Raw genomic sequence first — 14,940 nt, 5'->3', positions numbered from 1 at the left:
GTCACCGCGTCGGCCTCAGACCTCCACCTGGTGCAGCCGCTCGAGCCGGTACTTCTCGGCGCCGATCACGCCGAGCGTCGCGAGCGCCAGGAACAGGCCCAGGGTCGCGGGCCACGGCTCGATCCGGAACAGCGCCACCTGGGTCAGCAGCAGGTTGACCAGCACGGCCCGCCGGAGCCACTGGAACGCGCGGTACCTGTCGGTGCCGAGCAGGGCCCAGCCGCGCACGCCGGCGCCGAGCGAGAGACCGACGGACGCGAGCGCGCCGATCTCGCCCCAGCCCGGGTCCTGGCCCCAGGAGCCGACCACCGTGGCCAGGGTGCCGGCCGCGACGACGGCGAGCAGCGCCGTCGTCGTCCGGGTGGCCCACCGCCGGGTCACCACCGCACGGAAGATCGCCCGCATCCGGCGTGAGGCGCTGTCGAGCGGGTCGAGGATCTCGGCGTCGTCGTCGGGGATCCGGCGCAGCAGCGCCTCGGTCTCGGCCGCCCCGGGAGCCTCCCGTCCCTTGCCGAGCAGCTCCTCGGCGACGGCGCGACGCTCGTGGGTCAGCCCGCCCGCCAGGCCGGCGACGGCGTGGTCGGCCGCCGCGGCGAGGTACTCGGTGGGGTGGTGCGCCCGGCGCCCGTGCAGCGCGTCGGCGGCGAGCATCACCAGCACGAGCGTGACGTACATGATCATCGGGGCCGGGCTGAAGAAGTAGTCGTTGTCGTGGGTGAGGAACTTGCCGACCTCGTCGATGAACAGCCCGAATCCGATGCCGCCGAAGAACGCGACGAGCGGCCGGACCACCGGTCCGGCGAAGGAGACCGCCAGGACGACGGCGACCGCCATGAGCAGCCCGCCCCACAGCACGTGGGCGACGTGCAGGCCCTCCCCGCCGATCTGCGGGAAACCGGTCAGCTGCAGGAGCCCCCGCGTCACCGCGATGGTCAGGACGGTGACGACGACGAACCCGAGGAGGTGCTCGGACGCGCGCGGGTCCCGGGGCAGTCCCCAGCGCAGCAGCCGGTGCCGCCGCTCCGGCGCCGGGCGGGGACCGCTGCCCGCACCCATCAGCGCCGCCGCTTCTCCCGCACCCGGACGCTGATCTCGATCGGGCTGCCGGTGAAGCCGAACTTCTCCCGCAGCCGGTTCTCGATGAACCGCCGGTAACCGGCCTCGATGAACCCGGTGGCGAAGATGACGAACCGGGGCGGCCGGTTCGACGCCTGCGTGGCGAAGAGGATGCGCGGCTGCTTCCCTCCGCGCACCGGGTGCGGGTGGGCGGCGGTCAGCTCGCCGAGGAACGCGTTGAGACGCCCGGTGGGGATGCGCGTGTCCCAGGACGCCAGAGCCGTCTCCAGGGCGCGCGACAGGCGGTTCGTGTGCCACCCGGTCCTCGCCGAGAGGTTGATGCGCGGCGCCCACTGGACCTGGACGAGGTCGAGGTCGATCTCGCGCTCCAGGTACGGGCGGCGGTCCTCGTCCATGAGGTCCCACTTGTTGTAGGCGATCACCAGCGCCCGCCCGGCGTCGATGACCTGCTGGATCACGCGGGTGTCCTGCTCCGTCAGGGGCACCGACGCGTCGACGAGCACCACGCCGACCTCCGCCTTCTCCAGCGCCGCCTGCGTGCGCAGCGAGGCGTAGAAGTCGGCGCCGGACGTCTGGTGCACGCGGCGGCGGATCCCCGCGGTGTCGACGAACCACCACGGCTTCCCGTCGAGCTCCACGAGCTCGTCGACGGGGTCCCGGGTGGTGCCGGCGGTCTCGTGGACCACCACCCGCTCGGCGCCCGCGAGCGAGTTCAGCAGCGAGGACTTCCCCACGTTCGGACGGCCCAGCAGGGCCACGCGCCGCGGCCCGCCCGCCGGCAGCCTGCCGGCGACGGCGGAGACCTCGGGGAGGATCTTCATGGCGGCGTCGAGCACGTCGCCGGAGCCGCGCCCGTGGAGCGCGGACACCGGGTACGGCTCCCCCCAGCCCCAGCGACCACAGCATGGCCGCGTCGGCCTCCTGCACGGGCGAGTCGACCTTGTTGGCCACGAGCACCACCGGCTTGCCGGAGCGGCGCAGCAGGCGCACGACCTGCTCGTCGGTGTCCGTCGGGCCGACCACGGCGTCGACGACGAACATCACCGCGTCCGCCATGGCGATGGCGACCTCCGCCTGCTGGGCGACGGACGCGTCGATCCCGGCGACGTCCACCTCCCACCCGCCGGTGTCGACCAGCGTGAAGCGCCGGCCCGCCCACTCCGCCGGGTAGCTCACGCGGTCCCGCGTGACGCCCGGGGTGTCCTGGACGACGGCCTCGCGGCGGCCGAGGATCCGGTTGACCAGGGTGGACTTGCCGACGTTCGGCCGCCCGACGACGGCGAGCACCGGCAGCCCGGCGGGCGCGGCCTCCTCGGGGGCCGCCTCCCCGGCGGCGAGGACGGCGAGGTCCTCGTCCTCGAGCACGTCTGGCCGCGCTCGAGCAGGTCGGCCTCGCCGACCGTGCCGGGCACAGCGTCCAGGTGTTCTCGGGCGGGCAGCAGCAGCGGGTGCTCATCGCGCGGGCCCTCGTGCGCGAGCCCGACCTGCTGGTCCTCGACGAGCCGCTCGCCGGCATCGACAGCGCGTCGAAGGAGGCCCTCGCCCGCACGGTCGCCGAGCTGCACGAGCGCGGAACGACCGTGCTGGTCGTCCTCCACGAGCTCGGCGAGCTCGGGCCGCTGGTGGAGCGGGCCGTGGTGCTGCGCCACGGCCGGGTGGTCCACGACGGCGCCCCTCCCCGGCCCACCGCCGGCCACGACGCCCCGGGCCACGAGCACGAGCACGCCCACGAGGGCGCCGGCGAGCCGGCGCACCACGCCCCTGACCTGACGGTGGAGCTGTGACAGACCTTCTCTCGACCCTCGGCGCGCTGATCACCACGCCGCTCATGCAGCGCGCGCTCGTCGTCGCGATCCTCGTGGGGGTTTCGGCCCCCGTCATGGGCACCTACCTCGTCCAGCGTCGCCTGGCGCTCCTCGGCGACGGGATCGGCCACGTCGCCCTCACGGGTGTGGCCATGGGGTGGCTCGCCGGCAGCGCCGCCGGGCTCGCCGACAACGACGCGCTCGCCGTCCCGGGCGCGGTGGTCGCGTCCGTCGTCGGCGCCGTGCTCATCGAGGTGGTGCGTGAGCGGGGGAAGACCAGCGGCGACGTCGCGCTCGCCCTGCTCTTCTACGGCGGCATCGCCGCGGGCGTGCTGCTCATCGGGCTCGCCGGCGGCACGACCGCGAACCTCAACGGCTACCTCTTCGGCTCGATCGCGGCGGTCAGCACCCTCGACGTGTGGCTGACGGTCGCGCTCGCGGCCGTGCTCCTCGGCTTCGGGATCGGCCTGCGGCCCGCACTCTTCGCGCTGTGCCACGACGAGGAGTTCGCCCGCGCGGCAGGGCTGCCGGTCCGGGCCCTCAACGTCCTGGTCGCGGTGATGGCCGCCCTGACCGTGTCGGTCTCGATGCGGGTGGTCGGGGTGCTGCTGGTCTCCGCGCTGATGATCGTGCCCGTCGCGGTCGCGCAGCTGTTCGCCCGCTCCTTCCGCTCGACGATGACCACCGCGATGGTCATCGGCGTCGTAGTCTGCGTGAGCGGCCTGACGATCACGTTCCTGTACCCGCTCTCGCCGGGCGCGACCATCGTCGTGCTCGCGATCGGGCTCTACGCCGTGGTGTCGGTCGTGCGCCCGCTGCTGGGACGTCCGGCGCACGGTGATCCGCACCTGGACGTCGGGGACGACGTCGAGCTTCGAGAGGTGGTGTGAGAGATGCTGCGCATGACGAGGCAGCGGTCCGCGGTCAGCGAGCTCCTGGGCCGTACCGACGACTTCCGCAGCGCCCAGCAGCTGCACGAGATGCTGCGGGCGGGCGGGAGTCCCGTGGGGCTCGCGACGGTGTACCGGACGCTGCAGTCGCTCGCGGAGGCCGGCGAGGTCGACGTGCTGCGCATCGACGACGGCGAGACGCTCTACCGGCGCTGCGCCCGCCAGACCCACCACCACCACCTCGTGTGCCGCGAGTGCGGGCGAACGGTGGAGATCGAGGGCGCCATGGTCGAGCGCTGGGCGGCCAAGGTGGCGCAGGACAACGGCTTCGTCGACGTCGGGCACACGGCCGAGCTCTTCGGCACCTGCTCCGCGTGCGCCGCGAAGCAGTACGCGGAGGGGGCGCATGCCTGAGTTCCTCGCGTCCTGGCCCTTCTGGCTGGTCTTCGCCTTTCTCTACCTCGGGGCGACGGTCCGTGGCCAGGCCATGTACTGGGCCGGACGCGTGGTGACCGAGCAGACCCTGCGCCGCACGCACCCCACGTCGGGCTGGCGCCTCCGGGTCCACGACTGGCTCCAGGGAGGCGGCGTCGACCGCGGTATCACCGCCATCCGGCGGTGGGGCCTGCCCGCCGTGCCGCTGTCCTACCTGACAGTCGGGTTCCAGTCGATGATCCAGGTCGCGGCCGGCGTCCTGCGCATCACCTGGCCCCGGTACTCGCTCGCGCAGGTGCCCGGCGCGCTGGCGTGGGCGCTGATCTACTCGACCATCGGCTGGGCCGTGTGGGAGGCGGCGCTCGCCGCCGCGGCGGGCTCCCCGCTCGCGCTGGGCGCGCTGGCGGCGGCGGTCGTCGTGCTCGTCGCCACCTTCGCGATGCACCGCCGCAAGGAGCGCCGCGCGGCGAGCCTCGTGCTCGTGGCGGCGGGCCCCGACCCGGACGCGGGCCCCGGTCATCGCCTGAGCCCGGCGACGGCAGCGCCCCCCGCGACCGAGGGTCGCGGGGGCCGGTCGTCTTTCCCGGACCTACTCGCCGGACCTGCCGTGCTTCAGGCCGGTCGGGAAGCCGATGACCGCTGGCTCCGGTGCGGCGCCGCAGCACCCGCCGCCGGCAGGGTCGACCGTGGCGGTGCCGTCGGCGGCGAGGACGGGCAGGGTCGTCGAGCACACCCCCGTCTCGGGCAGGTCGAGCTCGAGCCGGTTGGCGGCATCCTCGTCGCCCGCCAGGTGCGCGGCGATCGAGCGGACCTGCTCGTAACCGGTGGCCAGCAGGAACGTCGGGGCGCGGCCGTAGGACTTCATCCCGACCACGAAGAACCCGGGTTCGGGGTGGGCGAGGATCTCCGCGCCGTGCGCCGGCACGGTCCCGCAGGAGTGGAGCTCCGGGTCGATGAGCGGCGCGAGCCGGCTCGGTGCCTCGACGCCCGGGTCGAGGTCCAGGCGCAGCTCGCGCAGCATCGACAGGTCCGGCCGGAAACCGGTCGCCCCGGCGACGGCGTCGACGACAAGGTGCCGCGGGCCCTCGGGCGTGTCCAGCGCGACGTCAACCCGTCCGCCCGTGGTGTCGAGACCGGTGATGGTGACCGAGGTGAGCAGCTCGATCTTCCCGGCCTCCACCGCCTCGCGCAGGCTGGAGCCGAGCTGACCGCGGGCAGGCAGGCCGTCGGCGTCCCCGCCGCCGTAGGTGCGGGCGACCGAGGCGCCGCGCACCGCCCAGGTCACCCGGGTCCCCGGCTCGTCCTGGGCGAGCTCGACGAGGTTCAGCAGCGTGTTCGTCGCCGAGTGCCCCGCGCCGACGACGAGCACGTGCCGGCCGGCGACCCGGTCCCGGTCGCGGACCAGGACGTCGGGGAGCGGCCCGAGCATGAAGGGGCCGGTCTCCGCCTCGCCGGCGGCCGGCAGGCCCGCCGCCCCGAGCGGGTTGCGCTGGGACCACGTGCCCGACGCGTCCAGGACCGCCCGGGCGTGGTGGTCCACCACCCGTCGCCCGACGATCGTGCGGACCAGGAACGGCCGCTCCTCACGGCCGGCGCTGTGCGTCTTGTCCAGCCCCGCCCGGCTGACCGCGAGCACCCTCGCCCCGGTCACGATCCGGTCGCGCAACTCCGGCGTCGCAGCCAGCGGCACGAGGTACTCCGTGACCAGGTCTCCGCCGGTGGGCAGCCGGCCACCGCGGGGCGCGTCCCACCCGGCCCGCTCGAGGAGGCGGCGGGCGGCCGCGTCGACGTCGTACTCCCAGGGCGAGAACAGCCGGATGTGCGCCCACTCACGGACGGTGGCCCCCACGTCGTCGCCGGCCTCCAGGACGAGCGGCTCGAGGCCCCGCTCGAGCAGGTGCGCGGCCGCGGCCAGCCCGACCGGGCCGGCGCCGATGACGACGACGGGAAGTGACTCGGGCGATGGTGCCGGGGACTGCGGCATGGACTACCTCCGGAATCGGCGGACCGTTGGACTCAATCCGATTGATGACTGTCGATGTGTTCAGCCGCGAGCATGGCCTGACGTATCGACGTTTGTCAATCAGTTAGGCATACTGGGCCCATGACCGCACTGCCGCTGACCGACGTCACCGCCGTGGCCGCGTGCTGCGCCCCGTTGACCCGCCAACCTGTCACCACGGACGAGGCGGTCCGGCTTGCGGCGATCTTCAAAGCTGTCGCGGACCCGGCACGGCTGCGTCTGCTGTCCATCATCGCCAGCCACGACGGTGGGGAGGCGTGCGTGTGCGACCTGACCGAGCCGCTCGAGCTGTCCCAGCCGACCGTCTCCCACCACCTCAAGGTGCTCGTCGAGGCGGGCCTCGTCACCCGGGACAAGCGGGGGAAGTGGGCCTACTTCGCGGTCGTCCCGGGCGCCCTGGACGCGCTCGGCAAGGTCCTGACCACTCGGCACGACGCCAGCGACGCGGGCGGCGGCTGCTGCTGATGGGCGCGACGCTCACCCTCGCCCGCATGGAGACGGCGCACTGGCCTGAGGTGGAGGCGATCTACGCCGCCGGTATCGCCACCGGCCACGCCACGTTCGAGGCGGGCACCCCCCGGTGGGACGCGTTCGACGCCGGTCACCTCCCGGACCACCGGCACGTCTGCCTGGACGACGACGGTCGCGTCGCCGGCTGGACGGCGGTCAGCCCCGTCTCGCCGCGCGCCGTCTACGCCGGCGTGGTCGAGCACTCCGTCTACGTCGCGCCGGCCGCCCGTGGCCGCGGCGTCGGCCGGGTGCTGCTCGACGAGCTCGTCCGCTCCACCGAGGCCGCCGGGATATGGACCATCCAGTCCAGCGTCTTCCCTGAGAACACCGCCAGCCTCGCCCTTCACCGTGCTGCAGGCTTCCGTGAGGTGGGGACCCGCCGGCGCGTCGCCCGCATGACCACGGGGCCGCTGGCGGGCCGGTGGCGCGACACCATCCTGCTCGAGCGGCGGAGTGAGACGGCGTGACCGGCCCCGGCCGCGCAACTGAGCTGCTCGCCCCGCGAGCCGCGCGCGCGGCAGAACGGTGGGCCCCGTGGGGATCGAACCCACAACCCGCGGATTAAAAGTCCGCTGCTCTGCCGATTGAGCTAGAGGCCCCGGCCGTCCGTTGCCGGACGTCGGAGGATCAGGTTACCCGCGCCGTCGTCGCGGACCGACCCCGGGCCGTCGCCGCGCACGGTCGGCTTCGGACTGCACGCGACTCCCCCACGCGGGTAGCGTCTGAACGCGAACCCGCCGGCAGGTCGCCGCCCGGGCCGAGCCCCACGAGGGGGAGGGAGCAGGGGGAATGAGCGAACGACGTTTCCGCCGTCCGGCGATGCTGGACCCCGCCCAGGCCGAGGCCATCGAGGGGGACGAGGATCCGGCGCTGCGGTCCGAGGTCGCCCACACCTCCGCGCAGGCCCTCGTGCGCGGCGGGCGCGAGGGCGCGGAGGACCCCGAGCTGGTCAGGCGGCTCGTCCAGCTCGTCGACACCGAGGGGCTCGACGCGATCGCCGCGCTGTGGTCCCGCAGCCCCCACACGACCCTCCCCGGCACGCTGTGGCGCCTGTACCTGCTGCGCGAGTGGGTGCGTCGGGACCCCGCGGCCGTGTCGGACCGCTACCGGCTGGGTCTGGAACGCGCCGAGGTGGCGGGCGCCGTCGCCGGCGTCGAGGAGCCGCCCGGGCCGGAGGAGGTCTCCGCCGTCTGCGACAAGGTGCTCTCCGGCCTCTTCGACGGCGACCTCGCCGTCGCGCTCGAGCGCGCCGCCGCCTTCCTGCGCGTCCTCGCGACCGGCTCGGCGATGCACGCCGACTGGATCGAGGAGGACGACGACGACCTCGCCTTCCGCGTGACGCGGCGCGCAGGGGCCCTGCTCACCACCGCCGAGGAGCTCGAGGACGCCGCCGGCCTCTACCGCGGCGGCCGCCTGGACTGACTGGACGGTCGGAGCCGACCGAAAGTCCTCGCCCGGAGTGCCGGATCAGGTGATACTGCCGGTACCGGCAACGACGGCGGGAGGCAGACATGACTGCTACCAGGCAGTCCGACGTACGCGCCACCGAGACCCACGAGGTCACCGAGCGCGAGGCGAGGAGGGTGGCCGAGGCCGCCCGCGAGACCGGCTGGGAGCAGCCGTCCTTCGCCAAGGAGCTCTACCTCGGGCGCTTCCGGCCCGATCTCATCACTCCGCACCCGCGTCCCGAGCCCGAGCTCGCCGCGCGCGGCGAGGCGTACCTGGCGGAGCTCGCCGAGTTCCTGCGCACGGTGGACGTCCGGGCCATCGAGCGTGACGCGCGCATCCCGGACGAGGTGGTCGCCGGGCTGGCCCGCATGGGCACGTTCGGCATCAAGATCCCCGCCGAGTACGGCGGCCTGGGGCTCGGCCAGGTCCACTACAACCGCGCGCTGATGCTCATCGGCAGCGTCAACCCGGCCATGGGTGCGCTGATCTCCGCGCACCAGTCCATCGGGGTGCCGGAGCCGGTCAAGCAGTTCGGCACCGAGGAGCAGAAGCGCGCCTACCTGCCGCGCTGCGCCGCGGGCGCCATCTCGGCCTTCCTGCTCACCGAGCCGGACGTCGGCTCCGACCCGGCGCGCCTCCACGTCACCGCCACCCCCACGGAGGACGGCGACTACGTCCTCGACGGCGTCAAGCTGTGGTCGACCAACGGGGTCGTCGCCGAGCTGCTCGTGGTGATGGCCCGGGTGCCGCGGTCCGACGGGCACCGCGGCGGGATCACGGCGTTCGTCGTCGAGGCGGACTCGCCAGGCATCACCGTCGAGCGGCGCAACGCCTTCATGGGGCTGCGCGGGCTGGAGAACGGCGTCACGAGGTTCGACCAGGTCCGCGTCCCGGCCGCCAACGTGCTGGGCCGCGAGGGGCAGGGCCTGAAGATCGCCCTGACCACGCTCAACACCGGCCGCCTCTCGATCCCCGCCCTGTGCGTCGGAGCGTCGAAATGGTCCCTGAAGATCGCCCGCGAGTGGGCCCGCGAACGGGTCCAGTGGGGCAGGCCGGTGGGCCGCCACGCCGCGGTCGCCCACAAGATCGCGTTCATGGCGACGGCGACGTACGCGCAGGAGGCCGTGGTCGAGCTCGCCGGCCACCTGGCGGACGCGGGCCGCACCGACATCCGGATCGAGGCCGCGCTCGCGAAGCTCTTCGCCTCCGAACGGGCCTGGCAGGTGGCCGACGAGCTCGTGCAGATCCGCGGCGGCCGCGGGTTCGAGACGGCGGACTCGCTCGCCGCCCGCGGCGAGCGCGCCGCCCCGGTCGAGCAGGTTCTGCGCGACCTGCGGATCAACCGGATCTTCGAAGGCTCGTCGGAGATCATGCACCTGCTCATCGCGCGCGAGGCCGTCGACGCGCACCTCGCCGTCGCCGGCGACATCATCGACCCCGAGGTGCGCCTCGCGGGCAAGGTGCGGGCAGCGGGACGGGCCGGTGCCTTCTACGCCACGTGGCTGCCGCAGCTGCTCACCGGGCCCGGCACGGTCCCGACGTCCTACGGCGAGCACGGGCCGCTGGCCACCCACCTGCGGTTCGTCGAGCGCAGCTCGCGGCGCCTCGCCCGCGCGACGTTCTACGGCATGGCCCGCTGGCAGGGCGGCCTCGAGCACCGCCAGGGCTTCCTCGGCCGCGTGGTCGACATCGGTGCCGAGCTCTTCGCGATGGCGGCGATGTGCGCCCGGGCCCAGATGCAGCTCGAGGACGACGACGCAGCCACCGGCCGCGCGGCCGTCAAGCTCGCCGACGCCGCGTGCCGGCGGTCGAGGCTGACGGTGGAGCGGCTCTTCGACGCGTTGTGGACCAACACCGACGACGCCGACGAGGCCCTCGCCGGGGAGGTCCTCGAGGGCGACCACACCTGGGTGGAGGCAGGCGTCGTCGACCTGAGCGAGGGCACCGGCCCGTGGATCGCCGACGCCTCGCCCGGCCCGGCCCGCGCGCCGGACGTGTCCCGCCGGATGCTCCCGCCCACCGCGCCCCGACGCCCCGCTCAGGCGCCCTGCGCGCCGACGCCCCGCAGCGCGTTGTCGACCAGCGCCGCGACGTACCGCTCGAGGTCGGCGTCGAGCTCGTCGCGGCCCGCGCCGCGCGGGGCGACGAGCAGGTGGAAGATCAGCGAGCCCTCGACGGTGTCGAGCAGCAGGTCCGTGTCCGTGCCCGGGGGAAGCTCGCCGTCGGCGGCCGCCCGCTCGATCCGGCCGACGACCGGGAGGATGCCCTGGCTGATGCACTCCTCGCGGATCTCCTGGAAGTCCTCGGGGTTGGCCATCGCGGCGGAGACGATGTTGAGCATCGTCGGTCCGTGCACGCCCAGCAGGAGCCGGCCACGGGCGACGCAGTACTCGACGAGGTAGTCGCGCAGCGGCTGGCCGTCGTCGGCGAGGTTGACGTGCCGGGTCTCGAAGTCGCGGACGGCGTCGAGGAGCAGGTCCCGCTTCGTCTTCCAGCGCAGGTAGATCGAGGACTTCCCGATCCCGGCGTGGGTGGCCACCGCGTCGAGGGTGAGCCCGTCCCAGCCGTGCTGGCCGAACAGTTCCAGCACCGCCTCGTAGCTCCGGGGCTCGACGTCGGTGTGCCGTGGCCTGCCGGGCCCACGCTTGACCGGTTGCTCGGCAGCGGTGTTCGCAGCGGTGCTCTCCGTGAGCTGCTGTGTCATGTCAGGCCCCTCGGTCCGGGTGAACTGGCGGTCGTCGCCGGGGTGAACATTACGGTCGGTGTGACCGAACCGTGAGGGAAATGGTTCGGCACGGCGCGGTGATTTCACGAGCTCGAGAACGGCGCAGATCGCGCGCGGCCAGACGGAAAAGAGCGCGCACCCTGGACCGTCGCCGACTGCCCGGGCGAGGTGCTGTGCCAGGCGTGCGCCGGTCGGGGCTACCGGCGCGCCGGGTGGAAGTCGGGGCTGAATCGCTGGTCCGTCCGCCCGTCGGCGACGGCCGGGTAGGGCGTCCAGGGCTGTTCCGCCACGTGCTTGACCCGCTGCGCCAGGAGGTCGACGACGTCCTGGTGGTGGCGGACCAGGGCCGTGCGGTCGACGCCCGGCGGGACGGTGAACCGCTCGCGCTGCTCGAACCGGCACCCGCCCGGGATGTCGGCGAGCGCGTACGTCGAGCGCGAGGCGTCGTCGAGGGTCCCGAGCACGCGGGTCACCGCCAGCTGCTCCGGGACCTCGGCGACGAGCTCGATGCCCACGAAGTGCTTGCGGCCGTCGTGCACGGTGATGAATCCCTGGATCTCGCCGACCCCCTCGGGCGTCCCGGGCACGTGGAAGCCGCGGACGATGTGGGGGCTGAGCAGCGGCCCGTTCTCGGCCGGCTTGATGAGCGACCAGACGCTCTGCCGGCTCGCACGGACGTCGACCGACGCCGAGACCTCGACGATCTCGCCGCCCCCGCCGTCCAGCAGCGGGTGGTAGTCGCGCTGGAACCATCTCCTCATGCGGTCAAGTATTTGGGACGGCTCCGCCCGGTGGGCGGTTTTGGCGACGGCAGTTGAAGAAAACCGAATTCCGACGAATTAGGAGGGGTTCCTACGACGGCGGACCTCCTTGCGGCGGTGGCAACGCCGGCTCCGACGACGGCGGAGCCGAGCTGTCCCGGTCCGCCCGGCGGGTCAGGTGCGAACCTCGAGGTGGCGCCGGCACCGCGCCTGGTAGGACTCGATGCCGCCCACGTGCTCGGCGGCCGGCGTGCGGGCGTCGCCGACGTCGTCGGCCCGGACGCGCTGGTGGAACGCGGCGTCCTCGCCGCAGACGGTGCACACCGCCGTCAGCTTCGTGACGTCCTCGGCGAGCGCCATGAGCGAGGGGAGGGGCTCGAAGGGGCGGCCGTCGAAGGTGACGCACAGCCCGGCGACCACCACCGTCGCGCCCCGCAGCACCAGGTCCTCGACGACGGCGACGAGATCGGCCCCGAAGAACTGCGCCTCGTCGATCGCGATCAGGTCGAGCCGCTGGTTCGCGACCACCTCCACCAGGGCGGGCACGTCCGGCACCGCGCGGGAGGGCACGCTGAGCCCGGAGTGCGAGGCCACGTGGCCGGCGCCGTGCCGCTCGTCGAGCGCGTGGTTGACGATCTCGACGGCCAGCCCCGCGAGCTGCGCCCGGCGCACCCGCCGCAGCAGCTCCTCGGACTTCCCGGCGAACATCGGCCCGCACACCACCTGCAGCCGCCCCAGCCCGTCCTTGCGCATGGTCGCAAGCGTAGTGACGACGGCGGAGCCGCCCCGAGGGCGCGCGGTGGCCCGGGGCCGCCGCGGGACCGTGCCGGCCACTTTCCGTGTGCTGCCGCGACCGTGCCGGCCACGTTCCGTGTGCCGCCGCGACCGTGCGGCCACCTCCGCGTGCGGGCGCACCGGGCTGCCGCTACCGTTTCGCCGCACCGATCGGTCAGTGATTCTCGGAAATTGCGCGGCCACCGCGCCGAGGAAGGAGCACGACCATGAGCGACGAGGAACTTGCGCCGTTGTCGGAGGCCGAGCTGGCCGCCGAGGGCGGGACCGGGCTGCCCGACAAGGAGGTCATGAGCCTGCTCGACCTCAATGCCGACCTCGACCTGGGGCTGGACGCCGCGGCGCCCATCGACCTGGCGGTCGCCGCGAACGCCAACGTGGCGGCGCCCATCGACGCCGCGGTCGGCGCCAACGTGCTGTCCTCCGGCTCCACGGCCCAGGCCCTGGCGGACCAGGGCGTGGTCATCGACCAGGGCATCACGGGCGAGGCGGTGGCCGAGGGCGGCCAGGACAGCACCATCGACCAGACCGACGACACCACCGGGGACGGCACCACTGCCGAGGAGGGCTCCGGCGACACCACGGCCACCGACGGCGGCACCTCGGACGGCACGACGGACGCCGTCGACCCCACCGACGCCGGCTCGGTGCTGGACGGGGATCTGCTCGACGTGGACGTCGACCTGGCGGCGGACCTCGACGTGGCGGCCCCGATCGGCGGCGCGGTGGCGGCCAACGCCAACGTCGCGGCCCCGATCGACGCGGCGGTCGCCGCGAACGTGGGGTCGGTGGACTCGGAGGCGACCGCGATCGCGCAGCAGGACGCCGTCATCAACCAGGACATCGACGCCGACGCGTCGGCCACCGTCGACCAGAGCTCGCAGATCGACCAGTAAGCCGTGAGCTCCGCCCCCGACACCGCGGCCGGACCGGAGGGCGCCGCACCGGCGTCCTCCTCCGGCCTCGCGGTGCCCGCCCGGGCCGCCGGCCTCCAGCTGCTGGGGGAGCTGTCCGGCTCCGGCTACCGCGAGCCGCCGGCGCTGGCCCGGCGGGTGGACGGCCAGGTCGTCCAGCTCACCCCGCTCCTCTACCAGGTGCTCGCCGCCGTCGACGGCGCCCGCACCTACGAGGAGATCGGCGCGGTCGTCGGTGCGAAGGTGCGGCGGACGGTCACGGCGCACGACGTCCACGTCCTCGCGGAGCGGCTGCGGACCCTCGGCCTGCTCCGGCGGGCGGACGGCACCGAGCCTGAGCTGCGGCGCAGCAACCCCCTGCTCGCCCTGCGGTGGCGGTACGTCGTCTCCGACCCGGCGGTGACCAACCGGCTCACCGCGCCGTTCGCGGTCCTCTTCGCCCCGGTCGTCGTGGCGCTGGTGTGCACCGGGTTCCTCGCCGTGTGCGTGTGGCTCCTGCTGCACAAGGGCCTCGGCTCGGCCACCCACCAGGCGTTCGACCAGCCCGCCCTGCTCCTGACGATCTTCCTCCTGACCGTCGTCTCGGCCGGGTTCCACGAGTTCGGGCACGCGGCGGCGGCCCGGTACGGCGGCGCCCGGCCCGGGGCGATGGGGGCGGGCCTGTACCTCGTCTGGCCGGCGTTCTACACCGACGTCACGGACAGCTACCGGCTCGGCCGCGCCGGCCGGGTGCGCACCGACCTGGGCGGCCTGTACTTCAACGCCCTCGTCGCCGTCGCCATGTTCGGCGTCTGGTGGGCCACCGGCTGGGACGCCGTGCTCCTGGTGGTCGTCACCCAGGTGCTGCAGATGCTGCGCCAGCTCCCGCCGCTCGTGCGCTTCGACGGCTACCACCTGCTGGCCGACCTCACCGGCGTGCCCGACCTGTTCCAGCGCATCAGACCCACGCTGCTCGGCCTGCTGCCCGGCCGGTGGCGGGATCCGCAGGCGCAGGTGCTCAAGCCGTGGGCGCGGGCGGTGGTGACCGCCTGGGTGCTCGTGGTCGTCCCGCTGCTGCTGGCCGCTCTGGTGCTGATGGTCCTCGCGATGCCCCGCCTGCTCGGGACCGCCGCCGCCGGTCTGGCCGAGCAGGCCGGGCTGCTGGGGGAGGCGTTCCGCGCGGGTGACGTCGCGGGCGCGGGGGCCCGGCTGCTGGGCATCGCGGCGATCGCCCTGCCCGTGCTGGGCGTGGTGTACATCCTGGTCCGCACGGTCCGCCAGCTCGCCGCCCGCACGTGGCGCTCCACCGCGGGGCGGCCCGGACGGCGGACCCTGGCGGTCGTGGCGGCCCTGGGCATGGTGGGCGGCCTCGCCGCGGCGTGGTGGCCGGAGCCGGGCGCTACCGTCCGGCCTCCGCCGACATGGCGGCGATCGCCGGGACGTCGGCCGCACCGAGCACCTGGTAGACCACGGCCTGCCGCCACCAGGCCTGCGGGCCGGGCGCACGGCGGTGGACCAGGGTGGTGGTGGTGACCTCGCCGAGGCGGGGGCGGGCGTGACCGTGCTCGTCGTCCGGCGCC

At 74.1% G+C, this 14,940-nt stretch carries 13 protein-coding genes, 1 tRNA gene and 2 pseudogenes; 9 read left to right on the top strand and 7 right to left on the bottom strand.

Going from position 1 to position 14,940, the window contains the following annotated elements:
• Nucleotides 1–15: 15 nt before the first annotated feature.
• Both DA06_RS06245 and der read right to left on the bottom strand, forming a co-directional pair.
• Nucleotides 16–1,056: a hypothetical protein gene (locus DA06_RS06245; RefSeq protein WP_043498328.1), complete on the bottom strand. Its 1,041-nt coding sequence runs from the start codon at nucleotides 1,054–1,056 to the stop codon at nucleotides 16–18.
• Nucleotides 1,056–2,439: pseudogene (der, locus tag DA06_RS06240) on the bottom strand (ribosome biogenesis GTPase Der); the annotation flags it as partial. The pseudogene der and the gene DA06_RS06245, both read right to left, overlap by 1 nt.
• A 59-nt stretch (nucleotides 2,440–2,498) precedes the next feature.
• Between der and DA06_RS06235 the strand changes: the two are divergent.
• From DA06_RS06235 to DA06_RS06225, 3 genes are read left to right on the top strand one after another with little or no spacing between them, the layout of a single operon-like run.
• The gene (locus tag DA06_RS06235) at nucleotides 2,499–2,861 is read left to right on the top strand and encodes an ATP-binding cassette domain-containing protein (protein ID WP_418607159.1); all 363 of its coding nucleotides are present in this window, start codon (nucleotides 2,499–2,501) and stop codon (nucleotides 2,859–2,861) included.
• Between the two features lie 44 nt (nucleotides 2,862–2,905).
• Nucleotides 2,906–3,772 (top strand): metal ABC transporter permease, encoded by an 867-nt coding sequence (locus DA06_RS06230; protein ID WP_052436427.1) that lies wholly within the window; start codon nucleotides 2,906–2,908, stop codon nucleotides 3,770–3,772.
• 3 nt (nucleotides 3,773–3,775) lie between these two features.
• Nucleotides 3,776–4,186 (top strand): Fur family transcriptional regulator, encoded by a 411-nt coding sequence (locus tag DA06_RS06225; RefSeq protein ID WP_043498317.1) that lies wholly within the window; start codon nucleotides 3,776–3,778, stop codon nucleotides 4,184–4,186.
• Between the two features lie 610 nt (nucleotides 4,187–4,796).
• Here the strand turns inward: DA06_RS06225 and DA06_RS06220 are convergent.
• Nucleotides 4,797–6,191: an FAD-dependent oxidoreductase gene (locus tag DA06_RS06220; RefSeq protein WP_043498313.1), complete on the bottom strand. Its 1,395-nt coding sequence runs from the start codon at nucleotides 6,189–6,191 to the stop codon at nucleotides 4,797–4,799.
• 120 nt (nucleotides 6,192–6,311) lie between these two features.
• Between DA06_RS06220 and DA06_RS06215 the strand changes: the two genes are divergently transcribed.
• Together DA06_RS06215 and DA06_RS06210 are read left to right on the top strand one after the other, a co-directional pair.
• On the top strand, nucleotides 6,312–6,695 hold the full coding sequence (locus DA06_RS06215; RefSeq protein WP_043498311.1) for an ArsR/SmtB family transcription factor: 384 nt from the start codon (nucleotides 6,312–6,314) through the stop codon (nucleotides 6,693–6,695).
• Nucleotides 6,695–7,207: a GNAT family N-acetyltransferase gene (locus DA06_RS06210; protein WP_043498309.1), complete on the top strand. Its 513-nt coding sequence runs from the start codon at nucleotides 6,695–6,697 to the stop codon at nucleotides 7,205–7,207. The genes DA06_RS06215 and DA06_RS06210 overlap by 1 nt, the downstream gene beginning before the upstream one ends.
• Nucleotides 7,208–7,266: 59 nt before the next feature.
• Here DA06_RS06210 and DA06_RS06205 read toward each other — a convergent pair.
• Nucleotides 7,267–7,339, bottom strand: a tRNA-Lys gene (locus DA06_RS06205).
• A gap of 190 nt (nucleotides 7,340–7,529) precedes the next feature.
• On the opposite strand from DA06_RS06205, the gene DA06_RS06200 reads away from it, so the two are divergent.
• Nucleotides 7,530–8,162 (top strand): hypothetical protein, encoded by a 633-nt coding sequence (locus DA06_RS06200; protein WP_418607156.1) that lies wholly within the window; start codon nucleotides 7,530–7,532, stop codon nucleotides 8,160–8,162.
• Nucleotides 8,163–8,251: 89 nt separating this feature from the next.
• A pseudogene (locus tag DA06_RS06195) lies at nucleotides 8,252–10,195 on the top strand (acyl-CoA dehydrogenase family protein); the annotation flags it as partial.
• A gap of 32 nt (nucleotides 10,196–10,227) precedes the next feature.
• Here the strand turns inward: DA06_RS06195 and DA06_RS06190 are convergent.
• From DA06_RS06190 to DA06_RS06180, 3 genes are all read right to left on the bottom strand, one after another.
• Entirely contained in the window at nucleotides 10,228–10,893 is a 666-nt protein-coding gene (locus tag DA06_RS06190) for a TetR/AcrR family transcriptional regulator (protein WP_043498297.1), read from the bottom strand.
• A 218-nt stretch (nucleotides 10,894–11,111) separates the two neighbouring features.
• Nucleotides 11,112–11,675, bottom strand: coding sequence for an SRPBCC family protein (locus DA06_RS06185; protein WP_043498296.1), 564 nt, complete (start codon nucleotides 11,673–11,675; stop codon nucleotides 11,112–11,114).
• A gap of 174 nt (nucleotides 11,676–11,849) precedes the next feature.
• A complete protein-coding gene (locus DA06_RS06180; protein ID WP_043498300.1) occupies nucleotides 11,850–12,428 on the bottom strand; it encodes a thymidine kinase in 579 nt (192 codons plus the stop codon).
• A 248-nt stretch (nucleotides 12,429–12,676) separates the two neighbouring features.
• Between DA06_RS06180 and DA06_RS06175 the strand changes: the two genes are divergently transcribed.
• Together DA06_RS06175 and DA06_RS06170 are read left to right on the top strand one after the other, a co-directional pair.
• The gene (locus tag DA06_RS06175; protein ID WP_043498294.1) at nucleotides 12,677–13,363 is read left to right on the top strand and encodes a hypothetical protein; all 687 of its coding nucleotides are present in this window, start codon (nucleotides 12,677–12,679) and stop codon (nucleotides 13,361–13,363) included.
• A gap of 3 nt (nucleotides 13,364–13,366) precedes the next feature.
• Nucleotides 13,367–14,893, top strand: a complete 1,527-nt coding sequence (locus tag DA06_RS06170) for a hypothetical protein (protein WP_418607153.1) — start codon at nucleotides 13,367–13,369, stop codon at nucleotides 14,891–14,893.
• Nucleotides 14,894–14,940 lie beyond the last annotated feature (47 nt).

The sequence above is a fragment of the Georgenia sp. SUBG003 genome, assembly GCF_000715355.2.
Classification (GTDB): Bacteria; Actinomycetota; Actinomycetes; order Actinomycetales; family Actinomycetaceae; genus Georgenia.
The sequence above is the reverse complement of the archived record's forward strand: the minus strand, read 5'-3'. Positions and strand labels throughout refer to the sequence as shown.

Excerpts from the sequence above, each read along its gene's own strand:
- DA06_RS06245 (WP_043498328.1), bottom strand. The coding sequence starts at position 1,056 with ATGGGTGCGGGCAGCGGTCCCCGCCCGGCGCCGGAGCGGCGGCACCGG.
- DA06_RS06230 (WP_052436427.1), top strand. The coding sequence starts at position 2,906 with ATGCAGCGCGCGCTCGTCGTCGCGATCCTCGTGGGGGTTTCGGCCCCC.
- DA06_RS06225 (WP_043498317.1), top strand. The coding sequence starts at position 3,776 with ATGCTGCGCATGACGAGGCAGCGGTCCGCGGTCAGCGAGCTCCTGGGC.
- DA06_RS06220 (WP_043498313.1), bottom strand. The coding sequence starts at position 6,191 with ATGCCGCAGTCCCCGGCACCATCGCCCGAGTCACTTCCCGTCGTCGTC.
- DA06_RS06215 (WP_043498311.1), top strand. The coding sequence starts at position 6,312 with ATGACCGCACTGCCGCTGACCGACGTCACCGCCGTGGCCGCGTGCTGC.
- DA06_RS06210 (WP_043498309.1), top strand. The coding sequence starts at position 6,695 with ATGGGCGCGACGCTCACCCTCGCCCGCATGGAGACGGCGCACTGGCCT.
- DA06_RS06200 (WP_418607156.1), top strand. The coding sequence starts at position 7,530 with ATGAGCGAACGACGTTTCCGCCGTCCGGCGATGCTGGACCCCGCCCAG.
- DA06_RS06190 (WP_043498297.1), bottom strand. The coding sequence starts at position 10,893 with ATGACACAGCAGCTCACGGAGAGCACCGCTGCGAACACCGCTGCCGAG.
- DA06_RS06185 (WP_043498296.1), bottom strand. The coding sequence starts at position 11,675 with ATGAGGAGATGGTTCCAGCGCGACTACCACCCGCTGCTGGACGGCGGG.
- DA06_RS06180 (WP_043498300.1), bottom strand. The coding sequence starts at position 12,428 with ATGCGCAAGGACGGGCTGGGGCGGCTGCAGGTGGTGTGCGGGCCGATG.
- DA06_RS06175 (WP_043498294.1), top strand. The coding sequence starts at position 12,677 with ATGAGCGACGAGGAACTTGCGCCGTTGTCGGAGGCCGAGCTGGCCGCC.